Source organism: Rossellomorea oryzaecorticis, from assembly GCF_038405515.1.
In the GTDB taxonomy this organism is placed as follows: domain Bacteria; phylum Bacillota; class Bacilli; order Bacillales; family Bacillaceae_B; genus Rossellomorea; species Rossellomorea oryzaecorticis_A.
Genome location: NZ_JBBYAF010000003.1, coordinates 52,416 through 77,148 on the forward strand (window position 1 = coordinate 52,416; position 24,733 = coordinate 77,148).

General features: G+C 33.7%; 18 protein-coding genes. 17 read left to right on the forward strand and 1 reads right to left on the reverse strand.

What is annotated here, in order from left to right; genetic code table 11:
• Positions 1-3: 3 nt before the first annotated feature.
• The 12 genes from AAEO50_RS02300 to brxL all read left to right on the forward strand — a co-directional run bounded on the left by AAEO50_RS02300 (position 4) and on the right by brxL (position 17,576).
• A complete protein-coding gene (locus AAEO50_RS02300; RefSeq protein ID WP_341979986.1) occupies positions 4-303 on the forward strand; it encodes a hypothetical protein in 300 nt (99 codons plus the stop codon).
• A 150-nt stretch (positions 304-453) separates the two neighbouring features.
• Positions 454-1,620 (forward strand): nuclease-related domain-containing protein, encoded by a 1,167-nt coding sequence (locus tag AAEO50_RS02305; RefSeq protein ID WP_341979988.1) that lies wholly within the window; start codon positions 454-456, stop codon positions 1,618-1,620.
• A gap of 37 nt (positions 1,621-1,657) precedes the next feature.
• Complete coding sequence (locus AAEO50_RS02310) at positions 1,658-2,455, forward strand: hypothetical protein (protein WP_341979990.1); 798 nt, start codon at positions 1,658-1,660, stop codon at positions 2,453-2,455.
• A gap of 19 nt (positions 2,456-2,474) precedes the next feature.
• Positions 2,475-3,152 carry a hypothetical protein gene (locus AAEO50_RS02315; protein ID WP_341979992.1) on the forward strand — a complete coding sequence of 226 codons (678 nt, stop codon included), beginning with the start codon at positions 2,475-2,477 and terminating at the stop codon, positions 3,150-3,152.
• Positions 3,153-3,165: 13 nt separating this feature from the next.
• Positions 3,166-4,029 (forward strand): GIY-YIG nuclease family protein, encoded by an 864-nt coding sequence (locus tag AAEO50_RS02320; RefSeq protein ID WP_341979993.1) that lies wholly within the window; start codon positions 3,166-3,168, stop codon positions 4,027-4,029.
• A gap of 233 nt (positions 4,030-4,262) precedes the next feature.
• Positions 4,263-4,538 carry a TIGR04540 family protein gene (locus AAEO50_RS02325; protein ID WP_341979994.1) on the forward strand — a complete coding sequence of 92 codons (276 nt, stop codon included), beginning with the start codon at positions 4,263-4,265 and terminating at the stop codon, positions 4,536-4,538.
• Complete coding sequence (locus AAEO50_RS02330; protein ID WP_341979996.1) at positions 4,538-5,131, forward strand: DUF1819 family protein; 594 nt, start codon at positions 4,538-4,540, stop codon at positions 5,129-5,131. Before AAEO50_RS02325 ends, AAEO50_RS02330 begins: the two co-directional genes overlap by 1 nt.
• A complete protein-coding gene (locus AAEO50_RS02335) occupies positions 5,115-5,711 on the forward strand; it encodes a DUF1788 domain-containing protein (RefSeq protein ID WP_341979998.1) in 597 nt (198 codons plus the stop codon). The genes AAEO50_RS02330 and AAEO50_RS02335 overlap by 17 nt, the downstream gene beginning before the upstream one ends.
• Positions 5,712-5,735: 24 nt before the next feature.
• A complete protein-coding gene (brxC, locus tag AAEO50_RS02340) occupies positions 5,736-9,317 on the forward strand; it encodes a BREX system P-loop protein BrxC (protein ID WP_341980000.1) in 3,582 nt (1,193 codons plus the stop codon).
• A 15-nt stretch (positions 9,318-9,332) separates the two neighbouring features.
• A complete protein-coding gene (pglX, locus tag AAEO50_RS02345) occupies positions 9,333-12,848 on the forward strand; it encodes a BREX-1 system adenine-specific DNA-methyltransferase PglX (RefSeq protein WP_341980002.1) in 3,516 nt (1,171 codons plus the stop codon).
• An 84-nt stretch (positions 12,849-12,932) separates the two neighbouring features.
• Positions 12,933-15,500 carry a BREX-1 system phosphatase PglZ type A gene (pglZ, locus tag AAEO50_RS02350; RefSeq protein WP_341980005.1) on the forward strand — a complete coding sequence of 856 codons (2,568 nt, stop codon included), beginning with the start codon at positions 12,933-12,935 and terminating at the stop codon, positions 15,498-15,500.
• A gap of 15 nt (positions 15,501-15,515) precedes the next feature.
• Positions 15,516-17,576: a protease Lon-related BREX system protein BrxL gene (gene brxL, locus AAEO50_RS02355; protein ID WP_341980007.1), complete on the forward strand. Its 2,061-nt coding sequence runs from the start codon at positions 15,516-15,518 to the stop codon at positions 17,574-17,576.
• Between the two features lie 302 nt (positions 17,577-17,878).
• Here the strand turns inward: brxL and AAEO50_RS02360 are convergent, their stop codons facing one another.
• Entirely contained in the window at positions 17,879-18,163 is a 285-nt protein-coding gene (locus AAEO50_RS02360) for a helix-turn-helix transcriptional regulator (protein WP_341980009.1), read from the reverse strand.
• A gap of 197 nt (positions 18,164-18,360) precedes the next feature.
• Here AAEO50_RS02360 and AAEO50_RS02365 point away from each other — a divergent pair, with 197 nt between their 5' ends.
• The 5 genes from AAEO50_RS02365 to AAEO50_RS02385 all read left to right on the forward strand — a co-directional run bounded on the left by AAEO50_RS02365 (position 18,361) and on the right by AAEO50_RS02385 (position 24,733).
• Positions 18,361-19,929: a hypothetical protein gene (locus AAEO50_RS02365; protein ID WP_341980011.1), complete on the forward strand. Its 1,569-nt coding sequence runs from the start codon at positions 18,361-18,363 to the stop codon at positions 19,927-19,929.
• A 15-nt stretch (positions 19,930-19,944) separates the two neighbouring features.
• A complete protein-coding gene (locus AAEO50_RS02370; RefSeq protein ID WP_341980013.1) occupies positions 19,945-20,358 on the forward strand; it encodes a hypothetical protein in 414 nt (137 codons plus the stop codon).
• A gap of 129 nt (positions 20,359-20,487) precedes the next feature.
• A complete protein-coding gene (locus AAEO50_RS02375) occupies positions 20,488-20,820 on the forward strand; it encodes a nucleoside triphosphate pyrophosphohydrolase (protein WP_341980015.1) in 333 nt (110 codons plus the stop codon).
• A gap of 218 nt (positions 20,821-21,038) precedes the next feature.
• Positions 21,039-22,016, forward strand: a complete 978-nt coding sequence (locus AAEO50_RS02380) for a hypothetical protein (RefSeq protein WP_341980017.1) — start codon at positions 21,039-21,041, stop codon at positions 22,014-22,016.
• Positions 22,017-22,168: 152 nt separating this feature from the next.
• Positions 22,169-24,733 (forward strand): MrcB family domain-containing protein, encoded by a 2,565-nt coding sequence (locus tag AAEO50_RS02385; RefSeq protein WP_341980019.1) that lies wholly within the window; start codon positions 22,169-22,171, stop codon positions 24,731-24,733.

Below are 24,733 nucleotides of genomic sequence, written 5' to 3' on the forward strand. Positions count from 1 at the left end.
TTCATGGAAAAGATACACGCTTTATTCAAAGAAAACAACTTCATACTAACAAACGAAACACCCAAGGCAACAGAATATGAAAACATTGAAAGTAAAGAAATTGTCTATCTACTGCCTAATAAAGAATTGACGCTTGTCGTTAATCCTAATGTGGTTGAAGGTAATGAAGAACTGGTAGAAAAGGCTGAAAAAAAGTATCATAGTACAGCTTTGAGGTATTTTCCCAAGAGAAGGCACAAAGGGGAAACAGATATTAGCTATGGATATTCATTTAAGTTCCAATCAGAAGAGGAATTAAGTTAGTTTCTTGTGAAATTAGTGATCATGTATTAAATAGAATAAAAGTCACTCCATCAATTTTAAGTTTATAGAGATGGAGTGACTTTTTTATTAAAGTGCTTGTGTAATTTAGAAAACAATAAATGGTATAATTAGTTAAATAGATTAATGAAAATGGGTGTAGTAATGGCAATTTATAAAGGGAAAGAAGAATTAATTAAAAACCTTCACGAGTCTCGGCGTCCACAAGATCAAGCAGGTTTAGAAGCAGAAATTAAGGTGGGGGATCTATTAAGTAAAAGTTTGCCGAGTGATACTTATGTGATAGCGCAGCCAGAAATTGGAGTGTTAGAGCCGGATTTTTTAATTGTCTCTCCTAAGTATGGTTTTAGAATTGTGGAAGTGAAGAATTTAAAAATGCAATATATAGACAAGGTTCTTTCCAATGGTGGATTAATAACAAAATACAAGAACTCTAACCCATTCACTCAAGTAAAATCACATGGCCAAGGTTTAAAGAATTATCTCTTATCCAATCATCCACGTTTAAGTGTTTCAGACCCATATAGATTAATAGGTTACTGTGTTGTCCATGCTGGTTTTACACGAAGAGATTTTGAATATAAATTTAACAGTCAACTTATTAAATGGACTGAAAAAGAGAGAAAAGAATATTTTAAGTATCACTATTTTCTTGAAGATTTATATGGTCACGTAGATCTTATAATGAATAATGCGACCAAGTTTAGGCCCCGACATTTATTAGGTGAGCAGGAGTTACATGAAATTGTGAGCAATTTAAAAATTTCACCATCGAAAAAAGTGGACGATGAGTATATTGACTTTATTGAACAAAATGAGAAGATTGCTCAAGTTAATAAAGAGCTAGAAGAAGTTAAGGAAAGTATACAACTTTATAATATCAATAATGTGGAAGCATCAACAGCTAAAACTAAGACAAAAGCTGTCCCAATATTTTTGCTAAGTATTGTTTTAGCTGCACTTATTATTTGGTTTTTCAATCCGGACTTGCTAAAAGTACTTGGTGGAGATCACACAACAGATACAGAATCTACCATTATTGAAGAACTATCATTTAATGAGAATCAAATAGGTGATTACGTGAAAGTCCAGGCATCAGTTGAGAGGTTTTATTTTGATGCTGATAGTGGAACCAAATTCCTTACAATGACTGATGGTAAACAGTCACTGGATGCAGTGATATTTAAGGGTACAAAGGTACCTTACATCCATGAAGGGGACGAGCTTGTTTTCGAAGGATATATACAATCCTCAAGAGGTTTGAACGGAGTTGAATTAAAGGTTACGGGTATTGAGTGAGAGTCCAAGCAGTTGAACAAATAAGGAGATGCAAAAAATGAAAAATAACAATCCGGTTGAGTTTATTCAACATGTTCTTTCAACCATAATATTAGATGCTGTACAGTACTTTCCAGATAATAAGAAGAAAGTTCAATCTGAAGCACACGGATTAATCTTTGGTATGGAAAAAGAAAAAACAGTGGAATGTGATTATGTATTTCCAGTGGGAAGTGTGCAGAAACGTACTAGTGTGTCGGTTAATCCTGATTCTAAAGTAGATGAGGCAGTAAAATCGGCAAAGGAACTTTTTTCAACGTCTAATTGTATAGGTACATATCATAGCCATCCTTATGACGAGCCGTTTGATGGTTGGGCAGATCCTAGTAATGGAGATTGTGGATCAGCTGATTATTTGAATTTACCCTATTTTATTATTGTAGCGATAGCTAGAAATGGTATTAAGGAAACTCCGTTACTTGTTCAATATAGTGAATGTGAAGGCTATGAATTTTCTTATAATCCAAATGTTGATTCTCATGACTTTCCTGATGCAAATCCCACAAATCAAAAAGTGACATATATCAATGGAGAGTTTAAGAAGTATACGTTTACAGTTAGAGTATACAAAAATACTGGCAAGTCTTTAGTTGATGTTGATTTGTTGTCATCTGAAGCAGAACTAATGATGTTATTGGATGAAAATAATATATCGTTAGATTCGATTCCACAAGAACATACAAATAGTCTTAGGAAAATGGAATATAATATGCGTTATGAGAATAAAGATCGCAGTAAACGAAACCTTGATTATCACCTAGGTAGTTTAATAAAGAAAAAATGTACTGGGAAATAATTAATAAGGAGTCATCACTTTGAATTTAGAAAAGATACTAAAAGAGTATAGCAAAAAGTATAGTGCTTTCTTAATAATAAAAGACAATATTAAAAGAAATAAGTGGTTAACTTTATACTTATTTTTGATTGTATTAAGTGGTGTTGGAATGTTCGTGAGTTACTTTTACTTGGTGAATCTATACTACTTATTATCTAGCATTATAGGTTTTGCAATAATAACTTTTATTAGTTATAAGCATCAAGAAAAAGTAAGGGATATTGATCCCTCGGTTGAAAAAAAACGTTTAAAGGAATTTAGGGAGTATCTTAGAGATCAAAAGTTTTCTACTAAGGAGCAACTTGAAAGTTTAGATGCTTACTTAACAAAAGAAATTAATTACTTGAACAATTTACCTAGTGCCTTTAATAACGCCTATGTAAGATCATTAATAGTAGCTTTGTTTACTTCTGGCTTGCTTTCTTATAGCTTTAAATTATTAATACAAGGTGATATGGAACAGGGAAGAATACTATTAATGTTCTACTTGTTAGTTATTGGGATGCTAATGATCGCAATTTCTTCATTATACATGATGAGAGAAAGTTTCTCTCGGTTATCAAAATTAAAAAGTCTTTCATTAATTCTTTCAAGAGTAATAATAGAAATGTCATTAGAGAAGCCTAGGTCACGCTCGGCTGCAAAGAAAAAATATTGAAAGGAAAGTGAAGATGCAACCTAAAACAATCCAGATATTTTTACCATTCGGTTCCCCACGAGGGATTAAAATAGCTGAAATTACAAATAGAACTGTTCAAGCAGTCTATATACCACGCAATAAGTTAGAAGATGCAGGAAAGCGTTTAGAGGTTTCAAATGTAGGTGTATATTTTCTGTTTGGACAAACGGATTATGAAGCAATGCCAAGTGTTTATATCGGCGAAGCTGAAAATTGTTTTGACCGACTCAAACAACATAACCGGGAGAAAGAGTTTTGGGACTCTGCAGTGGTATTTGTCACAAATAACAATCAAAATCAGTTTACTAAAACGGATGTGAAATTCTTAGAACGTTTATCTTATGAAAAGACGAAAAGTGTAAATCGTTATAAGCTTAATCAAACTGTTCCTGCTACTTCCTTTGTTCCTGAATGGAGGCAGGCTGATTTATTTGACATATTTGAAACACTCAGTATTTTACTATCAACTCTAGGTTATCGAGTATTTGATGAAATAAGAAACTCAAATGCATTAGAAAATACAAATCATAAAGATGAGACTCTTTACTGTAGTGGAAAAGGACTAATGGCAACTGGAGAATATAGTGAAGAGGAATTCGTTGTTTACAAAGGTTCTAAAATGTCAAAAACAACTTCAAAAAGTATACATAATTACCTTCTTACATTAAGAAATAACTTAATCTCTGATGATATTGTGAAAGAAGAAAGCGATTCCTTTGTATTTCTTAAGGACTATCCCTTCAATTCTCCAAGCCAGGCAGCAGGAATAGTTCTAGGTAGGAATGCTAATGGATGGATTGAATGGAAAAATATTAATGGCACTACTTTAGATCAATTATATAGAGCAAAAGTTTAGTTGGTATGAACAAAATATAAATACATTTAAATGACCATTACAAAAAATTGTGATGGTCATTTTATATAATTATGTAAATCCATTAATCTGATTTCATTCTTCAACACTTCTGAAGTAGTAAAAGCTCCACTGTCTAAATAACTAGCCTTAAAAACCTTATATTCTCTTTGCAATTATCACTGAGTAAGAATAAAATAAGAATAGAATAAAACACTTATAAGGTACTATTTGAGGTGAATATATTGCAGGTTAAATTGTTTTATAAGTCTCAGCGAGAGCTTGCGGTTGCTCTTAATGAAATTGTAGATGCTTATTGGCATGATGAGGTAGATAATGATGATTTTATTGAAAGTATCCAAAACCTATACATAAACAATCCTAATAAAGTTTTAAAAGAAGGGGAATTCACTACTGTTTTAAAACAACAATGTGGAAAAAGAAGGCTCGAAGTTATAGAACGAATACTAATGAATGACAATAAAATTACCATTGAAAGTAGTGTTAATTAATGATGGAACTAGAGTATTCTTCAAGTCTAAACGGAGCTTCTTTTTTACTTTTTGAGCTAAAACAGGTAGTTAAACTTAAACGGTTAGGTTTTTCAGAGGAAGAAATCAGAAATAAAGTAAAAGAAGAAAACTTATTTCAATTTAGTAATCCTAATAGAATCAATCGAGCTTTACCCTCGGTAATGAGAAGAGGAGAAGTAATTGATGAAACATTAGCTGACTTGATATTAGAAAGCTCGATAGATATAAGTAAAGTAATTAATTTATACACTATAATGAAGACAGATGTTTTGTTTTATGAATTTATGAATGAAGTTGTTAGTGAAAAGTTACATAATAACGACTTCTTATTAGAAAAGAAGGATATTAATGTGTTTTTTGTAAATAAAGCAGAGCAAAGCAATAAAGTTGCGGATTGGAGTGAAATAAACCTAGAGAAGTTGAAAAGAGCGTATATGCAAGTGCTATTCGAAAGTGGAATGCTTAAAAACAGACGTAGTAATGAATTAACTAGATTATTCATCGACCCTCAAGTTAAAGATCATTTAATCAAAATTGGTGATCAGAGCTTTCTGAGTGCAATGGGTGAATGAAAGGATTTTACAAATGTCAAATATTAATCGTAGATTAGATAAAATCATACCTAAAATTAGTGAGGAGAAATTTATCCAAGGGAGGGGCCTTGGAAACGAAATTAGCTTCTATGTATTTGACTATGATCCAAAAGAAGAATTAAACGTTCGTGATTATATTAAGCATGTGAAGAAAGAATTTAACTATGAAAATTCAAGTAGAAATATAATTGAATTTGATTTATATAAAATGCTACTGGATATAGCAAAGGAAAAGCGTATATTTGATAGAGCATTTGAGGTAGAGGTCAACCAAGGGAAAGAAGCATTATTTAAAGCTATGACCACGTTTGCTAAACCAGAAATCTTTTTGAGAAAAATTAAAGAAGAGATAGGAGAACACAATGTGGTTTTTATTACAGGAGTAGGCAAAGTCTTTCCCTTCGTAAGGTCACACAATATATTGAACAATCTTCAGGAAGCAATTGATAACATTCCTGTTGTTTTGTTTTTTCCTGGAAAATATACTGGGCAATCTCTCCAGTTATTTGGGAAATTTAAAGATGACAACTATTATAGAGCATTTAGATTAGTGGATTAAGAAATAAAAGGGGGAGAAAGATCAATGATAATAAAAGAGATGTTTCAAAAAGACATTGAGAGAGATATAAGAGGTGTCATTAAGGTAGCACAAACTGATGAAGAAAATAAATACCAAGAACTTGACGAGTATGTAGTCACCAGGGAACTAAACAAGCATTTATCTAAGTTTTATGAAAACTACCAAAAAGGTATTGATGGTAATACAGATAAGATGGGTGTTTGGATCAGTGGCTTTTTTGGCTCTGGTAAATCACACTTTCTTAAGATTCTTGCCTACTTACTTGAAAACAACAAAGTAAAGGATAAAAAAGTAGTAGATTTTTTTCAAGATAAATTACAAGACCCTTTAATTTTAGCAAATATGAATCGATCTGGTAATGTAGAAACTGAGACAATACTCTTTAATATTGATTCTAAAGCATCGTTAGATAGCAAATCTAAAGAGGATGCGATTTTACGTGTGTTTATGAAAGTTTTTTATGAACACCGAGGTTATTACGGAGACATCCCTGGTGTAGCTGAAATGGAAAAATACCTAGATCAAAAAGGAGTCTATGAAGCGTATCAGAATGAGTTTAAGACACTTTCAGGAGAAGAATGGGTTGATCGTCGTCATACCTTCTATTTTGACGCGGATTATGTTATTGGTGCTTTGACTAAAGTCACTGATATGTCGGAAGATTCTGCTCGTAATTGGTTTGAAAACGGAGTGAATAATTTTGAAATCAGTATCGAAAAGTTTTCCAAAGATGTTAAGGAATATATCGATCAAAATGGCGACAACTTCCACCTTGTGTTTTTAGTAGATGAAATAGGTCAATTTATTGGTGATAACAGGAATCTCATGCTTAACCTTCAAACTGTTGCTGAAGATTTAGGTACTCACTGTGGAGGTAAGGTATGGATCATGGTAACCTCGCAAGAAAGTATTGATAGCATAGTAAAAGTAAAAGGCGATGACTTTTCACGTATCCAAGGTCGTTTCGATACAAGGTTATCTCTATCTTCCATTTCAGTTGATGAAGTTATTAAAAAGCGTATTTTACTAAAAAAAGATTTCGTATCGGATAGGCTTAAATTGATTTATCCAGAAAAAAGTGCCATTTTAAAGAATCTGATTAGCTTTAAAGAGAATACAGCAGATTTAAGGGGATACGATGATTCAGATGAATTTGCAAATGTTTATCCTTTTATTCCATATCAATTCAAGCTGCTGCAAAATGTATTTGAGCAAGTAAGGAAACATGGTTCATCAGGCAAGCATCTATCAGAAGGGGAACGCTCAATGCTATCTGCCTTTAAGGAAGCGGGACTTCAATATAAAGATTCAGAAGAAGGAACCGTCATTCCTTTCTATGCTTTTTATGATACCATCAAGGAATTTCTGAATCCTTCCATTTCAAGAGTAATTGAAGGAGCATATGAGAATCCTGCTTTAAAAGATGACCCATTCAATATAAATTTATTAAAAGTACTGTTCATGATTAAATATATTAAAGAATTACCTGCAAACATGGACAATATTGCAACCTTAATGGTTACACATATTGATGAAGATAAATTGGAATTAAAAGAAAAGTTGAAATTATCTCTAAGAAAATTGATTTCTCAAACACTTATTCAAAAGAATGGCGATTACTACACTTTCCTAACCGATGATGAACAGGACATTAACAGGGAAATTAAATCAATGAATGTGGACGAAGAAATGGTGAAACGAGAACTTGCCAACTATATTTATCAGGATCTTTATGATGATAAAAAGTTCCGTTACTCTTCTCAATATTCATTCTCTTACAATCAGAAGATGGATGATAAGAATTATGGCAATCAAACGTCTGCTGTAGGAATTCATATTCTATCACCCCTTTCAGATCATTACGAGAAATCAGAGCAACAATTGATGATGATGACCTCTGGTACAAGTGAAATGGTTGTGAAATTAGGCGGTAGTGAATTATACGTTGAAGAGATGGAAGAAGTATTAAAAATTGAAGAATATAGAAAGAAAAAAAATATCACACAGCTGCCTGAAAATATTCAAAACATATTAAATAACAAACAGGCAGAAGTGCGAGAGCGTAGAAGACGTATTCGTGAGTTGTTAGAAGATGCAATTAAAGGGAGTGTATTTTACATCAATGGAGATAGAGCCGATGTTAAAGGTTCAACCGTAAAAGAGAAGTTGAATACAGCTCTTAAAGGTTTAGTTGATAACGTTTATACAAAGTTGGGCTATATTGCTGACTTCTTAGAAAGTGAGCGAGAACTTATCCCCGTCTTATCTTATCCAAATGAGCAATTAACACTTGATACTGGCGAATCAAAGAATGGAAATATAAGAGCAATAAAGGAAATGGAAGAGTTTATTAAGTTACAAGCTGATATTAATAAGCAAGTACGAGTGAAAATCTTGTTAGATCGTTTTTCAGATAAACCATATGGTTGGAGAACGTTAGAGATTGCAGGAATAATTGCACTGCTTCTTAAAGAACAAAAAATACGTATCCGTTTTAACGCAGAATACTTGGAACCAGAAGAAAATGCAAACACAATCGTGACTGTTCTTACAAAATCTTCTGATGCTGATAAAGCGATTATTATTAAACGTACAAAAGTAGACGAACAACTTATTCAAACTGCTAAACGTATTTGTAGAGAATTGTTTAATAAATCTGACCTGGCTGATGATGAAGACGGTTTAATAAAGGACATTCGTAACTTAATAGAGCAACAAATAGCTGATATTAATGCATTGAAAGCTCGTTATGAAGGCCGCAAATATCCAGGGACGAGCCTATTAGATAAAGGTTTAGAATACTTTGAGGTGTTCCATAAAGGCTTAGATAATGCGTCATTCTTCACAAAACTTAAAGAAATGGAAGACGACTTACTGGATTGGGAAGAGGACATTGTCTATGTAAAGAGCTTTTTTGAAAATCAGAAAGATATTTTTGATAAGGGGTTATCTGCGTTGAAAAAACATGATGAAAACAAAGCTTATTTATCAACGGATGACTCACAAGGAGTTGTGAATAAATTACACTCTATTCTTAAAGATCCAATTCCTTATAGAAAGATCAAAGAAATACCAGAACTCGTTAATCAGATTGACGAACACATTGAGTCAGTTCTAAAAGAGAAAAAAGGTAATGCCAAAGAAAAAATTAAAGTGGATCAGGATTATCTTGTTTTGTTAGCTAAGCAATATGGTGTAAATCTTGCAACTAAAGAGAAAGTAGAAGCTTATTATAATGACCTACAAGCGAGTGTGGATACATTTAAGGATATATATAAGGTGGATGCTACAATATCGCAAAGTGCAAGCTTTAAAGAGAAACATGAAATAATAATCAACCAAGAAATTAAAGAGTGGCAACGGAAAAAAGAGCAGGAAATAGCACCAATCGGAAGAGAAACTGGGGAAACGGAAACTTCAACAACACCAGTTACTACAATACAAAAAGAAAAAGTAAAAGTTACACAAGTCTTAAACATACGTACGTTAACATCAGAAGAAGATGTAGATCAATTTGTAAATACTCTTTCAACAACTTTAAAACAAATAATCAAATCCAATAAACACATTGAGTTTATTGATTAAGTAGGTGTAATGGTTATGAATAAAACAGGATTGAAGAATTTTGCTATTAGTGCGAGGAAAGAGCTATTAAAGAAAGTACAATCCAAAGCTTTAAAAATAGGAATCTCATCAGAAAACATTCAGAAAGCAAATATAGAAAGCTCGGATGCCATCTTTATTGATGGCAGACAGCTTTCGCAGGAAGAGAGAATTAAAAGAGAGAACCTAATTGATCGCATAAAGCAAATAGGTTTTGATCGAGTTATGGAAGAAGTTGCATATACTTGGTTCAACCGATTTACGGCACTTCGCTTTATGGAAGTAAACAACTATTTGCCAACAAAAGTACGTGTTCTTTCATCAGTTGACGCTGATAGTGCAGAACCAGATATGATTAAAGAAGCAATGAATCTTGATTTGGATTTGGACAAAGAGTACATATATGACTTGAAGGTAAACAATAAAACAGAAGAGTTATTCAAGTACCTTATTATTAAGCACTGCAATGATTTGAATCGTTACTTACCTTTTATGTTTGAAAAAATTGATGACTACACAGAAATACTCTTTCCAGAGGGGTTACTTGCAAAGGATTCTTTCCTTCATGAAATGACTGATGTTGAAAAGGTTTCAGAAGATGATTGGAGCCAAATTGAAATTATTGGTTGGTTATACCAATTTTATATCGCAGAAGAAAAAGAAAGAGTATTTAAACAGAAATCAAAATATAAGGCAGAGGAAATTCCATTTGCTACCCAATTGTTCACGCCTGATTGGATAGTACGTTACATGGTACAAAACTCATTAGGGCGTTATTGGATAGAAGCACATCCTGAAAATCGGGACTTAATAGACGAGTGGGAATTCTATCTTGAAAATCCTACTTCAGGGCAAGGTTTAGAAGAAAAGTTAGCTCCATATATCAACAAAGAATTAAATGTAGAAGATATTAAGTGTTTTGATCCTGCAATGGGTAGTGGACATATCCTTGTTTATATGTTCGACGTGTTATATGAAATATATAGCAAATGTGGATACATGGAGAGGGAAATACCGAGGCTTATAATAGAGAACAATCTATATGGATTGGATATAGATGATCGTGCATATCAGCTTGCATGTTTTTCTTTGGTAATGAAGGCATTGCAATATAATAAGAGGTTCTTTAGGAGTATTGAAAGAGAGGGACTGACACTACATTTAGCATCCATTCAGGAAGCTGATGTTCTAAATGATGAAGCAGTTGCTTATATTGCGGGTGAAAGTGATGGAGAAAAATTCGAATATACTAAAAAATTCATTGCAATGTTTTCTAAAGGAAAAACACTTGGGTCATTAATTAAGATTGAAGAATATAATAGGGGATTTTTAGAGAATAGGGTAGAGTATATCAAGACTAACATTGCAAAAGACTTATTTGAAGAAAAAATAAGAAAAGACGTCTTAGAGTTATTGCCATCCCTGCTTAAACAGGCTGATATTATGAATAGGAAGTATGACATTTTGATTACAAATCCTCCATATATGGGTTCGAGGAATATGAATTCAACATTATCAAAATTTCTTAAAGAAAACTATTCAGATGCAAAAGCTGATCTTTTTGCTTGTTTCATGGAAATAGATCAGTATTTAAAACCAGAAGGTTTCTATGCAAGCATTAATCAGCACTCTTGGATGTTTTTATCAAGTTTTGAAGCTTTGAGAAAAAAAATAATAGAAACCAAGTCATTTTCTACAATGATACATTTAGGCCCAAGAGCCTTCGAAGAAATTGGAGGGGAAGTTGTTCAGTCGACTTCATTTGTACTTAGAAATAGTAAAAATATTGGCGAAAGTGGAATGTTTTTACGTTTAGTAGAAGAGAGAACTGCTAAAGAAAAGAAAGAATGTTTGATGAAGATAAGTAAAATGTCTAAACATGATAAAAAGTATATATTCGACCAGGAGAACTTTAAAGCTATTCCAGGAAGCCCTGTTGCATATTGGCTAAGTAACAAATTCATCGAGAACTTTAAACAAAGCAAAAATCTGGGTGATTTTGGTATAACTAAAAAAGGTATATTAACAGGTAACGATTCAAGGTTTGTAAGATTATGGTTTGAAGTAATAGATGAAAAAATAAGTTTTAATACAAAAAAATATGAAGAATTACTAAGTACCTCAAAAAAATGGTTTCCTATAACTGGAGGAGGGCATTTTAGAAGGTGGTATGGGAATTTTGAAAATGTAGTTAATTTAGAAAACAATGCACATGAGATAAAGCATGATAATACAAATAACTTTAGATTACGAGAAAACACTTATTATTTTCTTGAAGGTTTAACATGGACTGAGGTTTCAAGTGGTTTGTTTTCAATAAGATATGTACCACAAGGGGTTCTATTCGGTAACGGTGGGCCAACTTGTTTTATAAATAAGGATATATTATATTTCATAGCTTTGCTAAATTCAAAAGTTTCGATGGAAGTGTTGAAGATACTTGCACCCACTATAAATTTTGGACCTGAACAAATAAAAAAAATTCCATGTATTATAGATAGAAGAGAAGAAATTGAAGAACTAAGTAAAGCTTGTATTCAAATTTCTAAACGTGATTGGGATAGTGTGGAAACATCGTGGGAATTTCAAAAACATCCTCTTTTAAAATTTAAAAATAATGAATGTATGCTTTTAAGTAAAGCATTTGAAGAATGGGAAAAAATATCTTTGAATCAATTTGAACAATTAAGAGAATACGAAGAAAAGATGAATAGCATTTTTATTGACATTTATGATCTTGAAAATGAAGTAGTGCCAGAAGTAGATGAATCTAATGTTTCTGTTAGAAAGGCAAATGTGGAAGGAGACATAAAGAGTTTTATTTCATATGCAATTGGTTGTTTAGTTGGTAGATACTCTTTAGATAATGAGGGATTAATTTTTGCGGGTGGAGAATTCAAGGAAAGTGATTATACAACCTATCAAGTCGACAAGGATAACATTATTCCGATACTACCTGGTACTTATTTCGAAGATGATATTGTTAAAAGGTTCACTCAATTCATAGAAGTGACATTTGGAGAAGATTCATTAGTAGAAAACCTCGACTTTATCGCAGAAACGCTTGGTAAGAAAAAAGGTGAAACTGCGAAGGAAACGATTAGAAGGTACTTTTTAAATGACTTTTTCAAAGATCATGTCCAAACTTATAAGAAACGCCCAATATACTGGTTGTTTACATCAGGCAAACTAAAAGCCTTTAATTGTCTTATCTATATGCATCGCTATGATAAAACGACTTTATCAAGAATAAGAACTGATTATCTTCACGAGTATCAAACTCGACTTGATTCGGAAAAACAAGATCTATTACAATTAATTGAAAGTGACGCATCAACTAAAGAAATAAGTAACGCTAAAAAAGAGTTGAAAGTATTAGATAAAAAGATTGAGGAATTGAAGGAATATGATGAGCTACTTCACCATATGGCAGATATGCAAATGCAAATTGACTTAGACGATGGTGTTGCTGTTAATTATGAGAAGTTTAAAGGACTCGTAGCAAAAATATAGTAAAGTCATCATCAGAGGATATATTAGCTAAGATAAGATGGCTGATATATCCTTATTTCAGATAAAGAATTTATAAGTAAAGGGGTGACGATTTTGAATGTAGAACAAATCATCACGACACTGACGAATTATTTTAATGAACCATTAAAAGATGGTGAGCAAAGAAAGATTATTTTCTGGGTAGATAAAGATCGTGAGTTTACAGAAGAAGTAGAACTATTGGAAATAGAACAAGTAATTGTTCATAAGTTAACAAATAGTAACCAGTTCCATACAAAGTACATACTTGAAGAAGAAAACCCAACCTCCAATTATTTAATTTATACAAACCAAGAGCTATCAACAGAGGATAATTGGCTTGTTGATACAGTACTATATTCACAGACTTTTTATGCTGATAAAATCTCCATGCTTTTAGGAGAGTTAAACGTTGAACCGTCATTAAGAGCTACTATAAAGAAATATGAGAAGTTCTTTAATAATAAAGACCGTTTAAAGAAGTTCAAGGGTTTTGATATTCAACTTGATACAGTCGAGTCTATAGAAATATCAATTATGGGAGTATTATGTCAGACCAAAACGCCTGATGTTGAAGCGATTGTCAGAACAGTTCTAATGGACAGTATAGTTGATAGTGAAAACAAGTATCTAGAACAAATGGAGAAGTTTTTTGACGTCAAGGTGTTCTGGAGCTTTGTTGCTAATAGATATGGGTACATTCGAGAAGAAAAGTCATTAAAGACTTTATTTATTCACTTAACTGTCACAGCATTAAGCCATTCTATTGCTGAACAATACATCTCGAACCTTCAAAGTTATATTGCCGAACGTAACAAATCAAACGGCTTAGTATTTATAGATCATTGGATGCATCATAAATCAGACTATGAAATTTTCAATGAATATGCAGAAATCGTTGAGAAAGATATACAAATTTCTGATCTTGTAAAACAGGTTCCATTAGAAGAATTTAAACAGGCAGATATATTCCCGTACTTTGATAAAGCTATTATCATTTACATAGCCAATAGTCTATCCACGAATCTGGAAGATTATGAAGAATACACAAAGCTTATCAAACTGCGTAGAGCAAAGCACTTTTATGAAACGTATCAACCTATTTATGAAGCTTTATTTTATACAGTAAAAATTCATGAGTTTAATAAGCGATATAGTAACGGGATTCCACAAGGACAAGCCGTCGATATGTTTTCCTCATATGTAAACGAGTATTTTGAAATGGACAGGTTCTATCGTAAGTTTTACGTTGCATATGACCAAGAGAGTAATAATGAGCTCTTGAAGAAGCTAAAAACGATGGTAGAGAATATATATACAAATTGGTATATGGCAGAATTAAATGCCAATTGGTCAAAAGCTGTGAAATCAGAGTTAAAAAAACAATGGTCTTTACCTGGTGTTAATAATCAGCAACATTTCTACCGTAATAATATAGCATCAAGGGTTAATAATGGAGAGAGAGTATTTGTTATTATCTCAGATGCCATGCGTTACGAAGTTGGTGTGGAATTAAGTGAACGATTAAATTCTGAAACATTAGGGAGTTGCGAAGTTCAGAGTTTACTTGGGGTTGTTCCTTCTGTAACAAAGCTTGGTATGGCATCACTTCTACCATATAAAGAATTAGATTTTGATGAGAACGGCCGAGTATTAGTGGATGGAAAGCAAAGTTCTGGGATTGAAAATCGACAAAAGATACTTAAATCAAAAGTAAATGACAGTGTGGCTGTTCATTTTCAAGAAGTTTTAGCGATGAACAAAGCAGGAAGAAGAGAGTATTTTAAAGGGAAAAAATTAATTTATCTTTATCACGATACGATTGATGCACATGGAGATAAGGCATCAACAGAGGTATACACATTTAATGCTGTTGAAAAAGCTATGGATGAATTATATGACTTAATCAAAATCATTCGAGATGATTTAAGTGGGACAAACGTGTATATCACAGCGGACCATGGCTTTCTATATCAACGAGATGCTCTTGAAGAAAGCGATAAAATAGACCAAGTTGCAATAGATAAGGTTGAGTCAAAAAGACGTTATATTCTTTCAAGAGATAAGCAAGAAGAACCTGGACTTCTTGACATTGACTTAACTCCTATTGTAATGAATGAACATAAATTAACAGCGTATGCTCCTAATTCCACAATTCGATTTAAGATGCAAGGTTCGGGAGTTAATTTTGTCCATGGAGGAGCAAGCCTTCAAGAAATCGTTGTACCTTTATTGGAGTTTAAAAACAAACGACAAGGACAAAAAGGTACTAAAGCCATAACTAAAGTAGATGTGAAGCTAACGAACACAACGAGAAAGATTACAAATAGCATCTTTAACTTATCATTCTTCCAGACGGAAAAAGTAGGAGATAAAACAATAGCAAGAAAAGTTCTTATTTATATGGTAGATGAAGCGGGAGCAGTCATTTCTAATGAAGAAACAATTATTGCAGATAGAACGTTTGATCAACCAGAAGAGCGTACCTTTAAATTACGCTTTGTGCTGAAGTCTATACCTTATGATAAGAGCAAAGCATATAATTTAGTCATCAAAGATACGGAAACAGATGTAGTGATCGATAAGGTTCCTTTTAATATTAATTTAGGGATTGTCAGCGATTTTGATTTTTAGAGGGGAGGTTTGTGTATGGGCGAACAGGAAATGCGACAAGTAAGCACAGTAGAGCTTGATAAAAAATTGAACGAAGTATTTGCAGGTCGTGTCGTTCGAAAGGATTTAACGAAACTCATTAAAGAGGGGGCTAACGTTCCTATATACGTTTTAGAGTATTTGTTGGGAATGTATGCGGCCACTGATGATGAAGAAAGTATTAGTGAAGGTGTAACCAGGGTAAAGAAAATACTTTCTGAAAATTTCGTGCGACCAGATGAAGCTGAAAAAATTAAAAGTAAGATTCGTGAGGTCGGTCAATATTCCATTATTGATAAGATAAGCGTTAGGTTAAACCCTAAAAGAGATACCTATGAAGCCGAATTTTCAAACTTGGGTTTAAAAGATGTTCCAATTTCCTCTAATTATGTAAAAGAATTTGATAAGTTATTAGCTGGTGGTATCTGGTGTATGTTGAAAATGGATTACTATTACGATGAGGAACAAAAAAATATAAGTCCTTTTAGCATAAGTAATTTAAAGCCTATTCAGATGCCTAATATGGATTTGAATGAAATTATTGAAGGACGTAAAGAATTCACTAAGGATGAATGGATAGATATACTTATTCGTTCTACTGGTATGGAACCAACCCAATTAAATGATCGCGTGAAATGGCACTTATTACTACGTCTAGTCCCACTCGTTGAAAATAATTACAACGTCTGTGAATTGGGTCCAAGAGGAACTGGGAAAAGTCACGTTTATAAAGAAATTTCACCCAATTCAATTTTGGTATCTGGGGGACAAACAACGGTAGCCAATCTATTTTATAATATGTCATCAAGAACGGTAGGACTTGTTGGTATGTGGGATGTTGTAGCGTTTGATGAGGTCGCAGGTATTAAATTTAAAGACAAAGATGGTATTCAAATCATGAAAGACTTCATGGCGAGTGGTTCCTTTGCGAGAGGTAAGGAAGAAAAAACAGCTTCAGCCTCCATGGTCTTTGTTGGTAATATTAATCAAAGTGTCGATTCGTTGATTAAAACGTCTCACTTGTTTGCCCCGTTTCCTGAAGGAATGAATAACGATTCTGCGTTCTTTGATCGTATGCACTATTATCTTCCTGGTTGGGAAATTCCTAAAATGAGACCAGATTTTTTTACAGACCGATATGGTTTCATCGTGGATTATTTAGCCGAGTATTTTAGAGAAATGAGAAAGCGAGCATTTGGAGATTCAATAGATCAATACTTTAAACTAGGTAACAACTTAAATCAACGTGATGTTAATGGGGTTAGAAGAACAGTATCGGGATTAATGAAGTTATTGTACCCTCATGGAGAATACACCAAAGAAGATGTAGAAGAAGTTCTTCAGTATGCTCTAGAAGGTCGTAGGCGTGTAAAAGAACAATTGAAGAAAATCGGTGGTATGGAGTTTTATGATGTTATGTTTTCTTATATCGATAAAGAATCTTTACAAGAAGAATATGTGTCTGTACCTGAACAAGGTGGTGGCAAGCTAATTCCTGAAGGCATGGGAAGACCAGGACATGTATACACAATCGGTGTAGGCGAATCTGGTATGATCGGTGTATTTAAATTAGAGAACCAAGTGGTTTCTGGATCCGGAAAATTCGAGAAATCTGGTGTAGGTTCGAACCGAGGGGTAAAAGAAAGTTTAGATACGGCATACCGATATTTTACTGCTAACAGTAAAAGCATTAGCGGAACAATTTCAATCAAAACAAAAGACTACCTTATGCACATTGCTGATTTACAGGGGATTGGACTTACACCACAATTGGCTGTAGCTGAATTGATTGGCTTATGTTCAGGTGCGTTAGATAGGCCTGTACAAGAGAGTACTGTTGTTCTAGGGAATATGACAGTGGGTGGAACTATAGAAAGAGTAGAAGAGCTAGCTAACGTATTACAAGTCTGTGTTGATGCAGGGGCAAAAAGAGTTTTAATACCAGCATCTTCTGTAGTGGATTTTCAAACCGTTCCTTCTGACTTGTTAATAAAAGTGCAGCCTATATTTTATTCGGATCCTATTGATAGTGTGGTTAAGGCGTTGGGGGTAAATTAATACTTAAAAAGGTGACACAGTTTGTGTCACCTTTTTAAGTCCATCTACAGCAAGGTTCAATGAATTTGTCTATGCTCTAGTATTGATCTGTATCTTGGCTTCCTTCAGTATCTTTTGCCTATCATATCCTCTAAAAGCATAAGTCGTTGATGTTTTGTCACGTATATATATTTCACCATAGCCATCCCCACCATGAAATCCTATAAAGGTGAAAAGGTAGGTATCTTTATCCTTAATTACATAATATTCTTTCTTAATTATGATACCCCCTAGGTAGATGGAATTTGATGTTTATTGGAAGATTATCTTTTCTTAATTGTACGCTTTTTAACTTCTTCTTGAAAGAGAGGATAGAGTTTATTGTTAGCTTCGGTCAGCATGACAAAAGGATCATTAAGGTTTAAACCGGCAGCGATCTTAAAGAGGGTAACGATTGTGGGATTAACTCCACCTCTTTCAATATTGCCTAGGTGGGTATGATCTACGCCAGCTAATTCTGCCAATTCTTCTATTGTTAGTTTCTGAAGTTTTCGTTCTTTACGAATATACTTGCCAATAATTTCGTGTAAATCATTATGTAAGTCCATCTCTCGCTACCCACCTTTCCACTCTATTATTCAAGGGGGAATCGAGAGAATACACAGACTAAACACCACATTTTAAAATTAAGTGTTACGAGATAATGTTTTTTTAGTCTAGACAGATGTTATATGGTATTTTTTCCATTTGAAAAACCTTCACCAAATCCCGATAATTGGAATGAGACTGTATGGAGGAAAGTGCTATGACAAAAGACACTCTATTGAAATTGATAGACGCTGAATTAAGCAGCATAATAGATCAGTATGAAAAAAGGGAAGAAATATTAGTTGGTGAAGTGAAAAGTTTAAAGGAGCGAATTGCTTCTTTGGAAAAAGAGAATAAGGAATTGGCCAGCAAATTAAAAGAGAAGGAAGCTGACGCTAAAGCTTATGTTGATCGATTAGACAATGGAATTACATACGAGTTAATTGATGAGTTATGTTTGTCTCCATCATTGGACAACGCTCATCAGTTATTGATGATTTGCGGAAGTTTGTTAGACGATGAGAATGCTGAAATGCTCTTATATGTATTCGAATTACTTCATCATAATAAATCTAAAGTAGACCATGAAGAACCTGAATTTCAGGAACAATTCATTCATTTAGTAGAGAAGGTACTACTTGGGATTTCCTTTAAAGATACTCCAAAAGAAGATCGGCTTTTATCAAGTGTTATAGGATTGTTAATTGAACTAAATCAAGCTTCTTCTAACCATGTTGTGTCTACTTTTACTGAAGAAAGACATGATGATTTATTTGAACGAGTTTTGTCGTTAAATGAACCAAGCTTGATCACGAAATATTTACGATTATTAATGGAATATGAGTTCACTGATGTGGTGAAGCGTTCAATGCAGCACATTTTAGATGTGGAATGGGGTTTCATTGATAGTTCATTAACACGAAATGACTTTATCTTTCTATTATGGTACTCATACCTGTTTGACTATGATGAAGATTTAATTGATTTAGGATCTATTAGTTTACAATGGTTCGATGCCCATGATAACGAGTTAGCCCTTTATTTCTATCTTTACGATGAGGATAGGTTAGAGAAAGATACCTATCTACAGAAAGTTAGTAAATTTAATAAAGGGACTGTTTTAACTCCAAAGGAAAAGGATCTTATTCTTAGAAAAGTAAAAAAGAATGTGGATGGTCGTTTCGATAAACAGGTGAAAGTTCCTGTATTCTATGATCCGATCTTTGTCATTCAAGATAAATGGGAACCTTACTTTTTGAATAAAGGGAATCTGCAAAAACAATTTATATCTCTACCGCTTTATAGGAATAAGAGGGATAACTTGGCACATGCCTTCTTTGATAAGAAGGTTCTTATAGATAAGGATAGAAAACGTGTGTATATAACAGAGTCTGATTTGAATAAACTCACTAAAGAACATAAACTTTTTCCTAAATCCCAAAACGTAAATTCTAATCACTTTGCCTGGCCATCAACGGACGTTTCCGGAGAGAAAGGGAATGAACGGGATGAAAACACGTTGAGTGAGAAAAGTGCCTTGATGCTAATGGGGTACAAAGTTAGCGGTAAAATGACTAGAGCTAAAAGGTGGGAGGTTCTTCAGAAGGCGGTACCTGAATTAGGGTTGCGAAGAGTGGCGATGACGATTGCATACAATGTGAAACTTCGCAAAGGGCAAAAGAATGGAGTCTCTAAGTACTCAAATGCGATTACAGAGTGGGAACATGATTTAGCCAAACTCAAATTCCATTTCTATGAAAAAGATTTTAATTGGCCAAAAACATAGACAAAGGAGAACATTATGATACATACAACCGTTAAGCTAGTGAATAAAGAAGAAATCGAAGAACTTTTATTGGAAATGGTCAAGACTGCTCATGATCAGTTAAGAGGGCAAGCAATGCTGTTAAATGTGAAAGAAGAGATTGATTTATTTGTAGCCACAGAAGGCCATGACACATTTGAGGACGTAATCCAGAAGAATTTCATGTTAAATGAAGACGATGAAATTATTGAAGAAGAACAATATCGTTTGTTATTAAATGATTTGCAAGTTGCATTCGAAGAAATGTATAAGACAACTGGATTATTCGATTACTTCCCGGCTGGGGAGTATATGGTAAAAGGTGAAAAGAGATATCAGCCGAATGAAATGGTTGCTACAAAGGGAATGTATTCTGCTCCTTTTGAGGATTGCTTGGTTGTTTTACACTAAGATAGATGAGTTCTAGGTACACAGGATGTATCTAGGGCTTTTTTATAGAGAGAAATCAGTTTATTTATACGTCTAAACCTTTATAAATGGTAGAATTATAGATAATACAAATACTAGGAGGTCACTATCATGCCCACCTACAACAAACTAGTCAGAGATAAAATCCCACAAATCATTGAAAAGACGGGGAAGGAATTTTCAACAGAAATACTTAATGATCAAAATTACATAAAATACTTAAAAGAAAAAAGCTACGAAGAACTAGACGAATATTGTGCAGCTGAAACGAATGGAGAAGCGGTGGAGGAGCTGGCAGATCTATTAGAGATTATCCATGCTTTGGCCAAGCATCATGGCTTCTCTATCGAAGAAGTGGAGAAGGTACGTAAGGAAAAAGCTGAGAAGCGCGGCGGGTTTGAAGAAAAGATTTTTTTGATTGAGGTAGAGGATAGATTGGATTAGTTTTTCAAAATAATTATTATGGAAAAAAAAGAGAAAATAGATAGGAAATGGGGTTTACATTCGATTTGGAATATAGTTTTGTAGTATTGCTAGAAGGCTATTTTTTCACATGGCAGTTGTGATAAAAGGAAAGATTACTTATAAGGTTAGAAAGTTATTTGAATGTGAAATTCATTTGAAATCTAGTATTATGACGTCCAATACGTGAGGTGAGTAATGTGAAATATTTTTTTGTAGCTAGAATTTATGGTTTTGAAGTAAATAGAACTTTAAATAGGGGAATAAAGATTATAGAGAACCTAAGACTCTCAACAAATAGAGAGAGAATAGAAAGAATAGGAGATAGTTATTTTCAAAGAGCTATTGGAGATATAGAATACCATGATTTACTTAACGGACCTTATGTCTATGTAGAAGGAGATTATGATATAGAAGCGGAAGTAGTTAGAGAAAAAGAGAGGTTAGAACTTCTAAATTATTATATGCGTTTAACTCAAACTTTAGGGACAGCGTTATGGGGAGTAAAAGATAATAGTGTAAGAACTGAATTAGGATTTATATATGTATATGACGAAAGAAGATTTGATGCCAAAGCTACCTCTGTATCTTCAAATGCTAGAACCTCTTATTTTTTTAATTCACATGGTGGAACTGCCAGTACCACATTTTCTTATGATGAGTTGCTAGAAGGGGTAAGTATCCATAACACTTTCTATGATGAAACTACTGCAAATCTTGAACATTCAGAAACAGTAAATATTGTAACGACAAAAGCGAATAGAATTGAAAGATTTATATATTTTCTTCAGTCTGCACGAAATCAAGCATTCTTACCTAATAGAATATCTTCGTACTGTACAGCCTTGGAAACGTTATTTTCAACTGACAGTCAAGAAATAAGCCATAAGATCTCTGAAAGAATAGCGAGAATCTTAGGTGAGGATTTTTCTACACGTGAAAAAATATATAAGTTTATAAAAAACGCTTATACAATTAGGTCATCTAATGTTCATGGTGATAAACTTCCTAGAAAATTTAGAAGTTTAGAAAAACAGATTCAGGTATCGGAAGAATTAGATGATTGTATTAGGAAATTGTACAATTTCATTATTCATGATGATGAAATTAGTGGGATTTATATAAGAGATAATAAAGATGAATTGAACCACTACTTCGACAAACTGATACTTTCGTAACGTACTGCTTGTAAGTAGTATGTTTGTTGATTGAAATGGGTTGCATAATAAATATTTTTTCTTTAGCCTTCTTTGCATACTGCTAGAAGGCTATATTATTACATGGAAATAATTGTGATAAACTATAGAAAATGACTATTTAGGAGACAACTATGTTAATAGAAATCATAAAAGCATTGGCAGAACAAACAAAAATGATAGAAACTTTATCGTTAAAGAAGAGGAATTACATTAGAAAAGTTGATGGAAAAGGGATCTATGTAGAAACGGATTCATCATTGGAGAAGTTTAGGCGTGGAGAAAAGACGACTTCTCTTGAGTTAATTTCATTCGAGTTTATACAACAAGCTTGGGCAGAATTTTCTTCTAAGCGGGTAGCTTTTAAAGAGGACTTTATTAGAACAAAGGGGAGAACTTCTTTTATTATGTCTTTTTTCTCAAAGCTTCCTTTTGTAAAGGTAGTAGAAAAGGGACAAAAGACAGCGATTTCGTTCATTGAGTTTAAAACAGATGATTTGCCGAATGAGCAGATCCACAAAGTAAAGATCTTTTTAGAGGAGATCATTGAGGGTACCTATCAACCCGAAAGATTAAGTGAACAACTAGAAGGTAATGAGTATCGAATCAAGTCAAGAGCGCGACAGGACTTAAGGTTGCTAGGTTTCCTAGATAAGGATCAACAACAAAATGAGGAACTCATTAATAAATACATACAATCTTTCAATAAGATTGAACTATTAAGAGAACAAATTGTACATAAACAGTATTTTAGAATTGCACTTGAAATATTGGGTTTATTAGAAGGTCATACACCAAATGAGAAAAAGAGAGCCTTGATTGAGCTAGGGAAACTAATCGTAAGAAACTCCCTTGGGGATAATCTAATGGTGGATAGTGTTGCGAAAGAAAGAACGACGAATCTTCTCAAATGGCTTCAATATGTAGATTTGATTGATGAAGAGTACACTCCAAATATTAAGGTCAATACACTAAAGGAGCACCCTGCTGTGAATACGTCAATACGTGAAAAACTCTTATATATTATGAATAATTATGTTTCAGCGAAGACCCAACCTTTTGGAGGGAATCAGCTGGGCCCTTATGTAAGAAATGAGGTCCCTAAAGAATTTCAAAAGCTGTCTTGTTTGAATGATCAATATGTTGTTACGGGTTCTGTAGGGCAAGGGAACTGGGCATCTGTTCCTTGGATTGCGATTATGAATAAAGAAATTACAACTTCCACTCAAAGAGGCTATTATATTGTTTATTTATTCAGTGAAGATATGAGTAGACTTTATTTAACGTTAGCCCAGGGAGTAACAGAAACAACAAAGGAAGAGATGTTGAAGCGTAAGCAAGAAATACGTGATCACGTTGAAATGAGGGCTTCAGTTAAGAAGGATAATGATTTATACCTAGGGGAGTCAAGTAAAGCAAAGGGGTATGCTCTATCAACTGCTGCTTACATTGAATATAAAAAAGACGCAATGCCCTCTGAAAGAGAGCTTGTTGAAGATTTAGAGAGTATGATTTCCTATTATGAGAGATACATTGTTTATTCTAAAACACAAGTCAATACAGAGGATTTGTTGTCGGAAGTTGAGGAAACCGCAGTCGAGTTTAGGAATGACAGCGAATTGGTTGATCATATCCATTCTTATATTTCTACTAAAGGATTTTATTATGAACGGAGAGATATAAATAATTTATATCTTTCTCTAAAGACAAAGCCTTTTGTTATTCTCTCAGGCATCTCAGGAACCGGAAAAACTAAAATCGTCCAACTCTTTGCTGAAAGTTTAAGAGCAACCGCAGATAACGGACAATTCGCGTTAATCCCTGTCCGGCCAGATTGGAGCGACGGATCAGATCTAATTGGGTACCGTGACATTAAAGGAGAATTTCAAGCAGGACCATTCACAAAGGTATTAATAGAGGCGAATAAACCGGAGAACCGGAATAAGCCGTATTTTGTTCTATTAGATGAGATGAATCTAGCTAGAGTGGAGTACTATTTTAGTGATCTGCTTAGTGTGATGGAAAGTCGTGACCGAAAGGATGGAGAGTTGGTTTCTGCTCCCGTGGTTGAGGAGACGGAAGTTGGCCGATTACTGATGAGAGACAATCTATTTATCATTGGGACGGTTAATATGGATGAAACGACTCATCCGTTCAGTCCGAAGGTTTTAGACCGCGCCAATACGATTGAATACAATGAGGTGGTTCTGGATCACTTTGGTTTCTTGAGTAAAGATACGGATGCTGAACCATTGTCTATTTCAAATAAGCAAGTGGCTGGAAGATTTCTGAATTTGAAGGATGCTTATTTTGATCATGAAGATTTGGTTAAAAAGGTTACTAGTTTGCTAGTTGAAGTGAATTCAATTTTAGAACCGATAAAGGCTCATTTTGGTTACAGGGTTCGAGATGAGGTTTGTTTTTATATGATTTATAACGATGAGGGGCAATTGATGTCGTTTGATGAGGCGTTTGATTATCAGCTGCTTCAGAAGGTGCTTCCGCGGTTAACCGGGAATGATCTGAAAACGGAAGATGCATTGAAGAAGTTGTTCCGATTCTGTACGAGACATGAGTGGACGGAGGAAGATGTAGAGGCAATTGTAAAAGAGGCTCGTTTTTCGAAATCAGCTAGGAAACTATCTAATATGATACCAAAAATTATGCATGACGGCTTTACTTCTTTCTGGGGTAGTTAA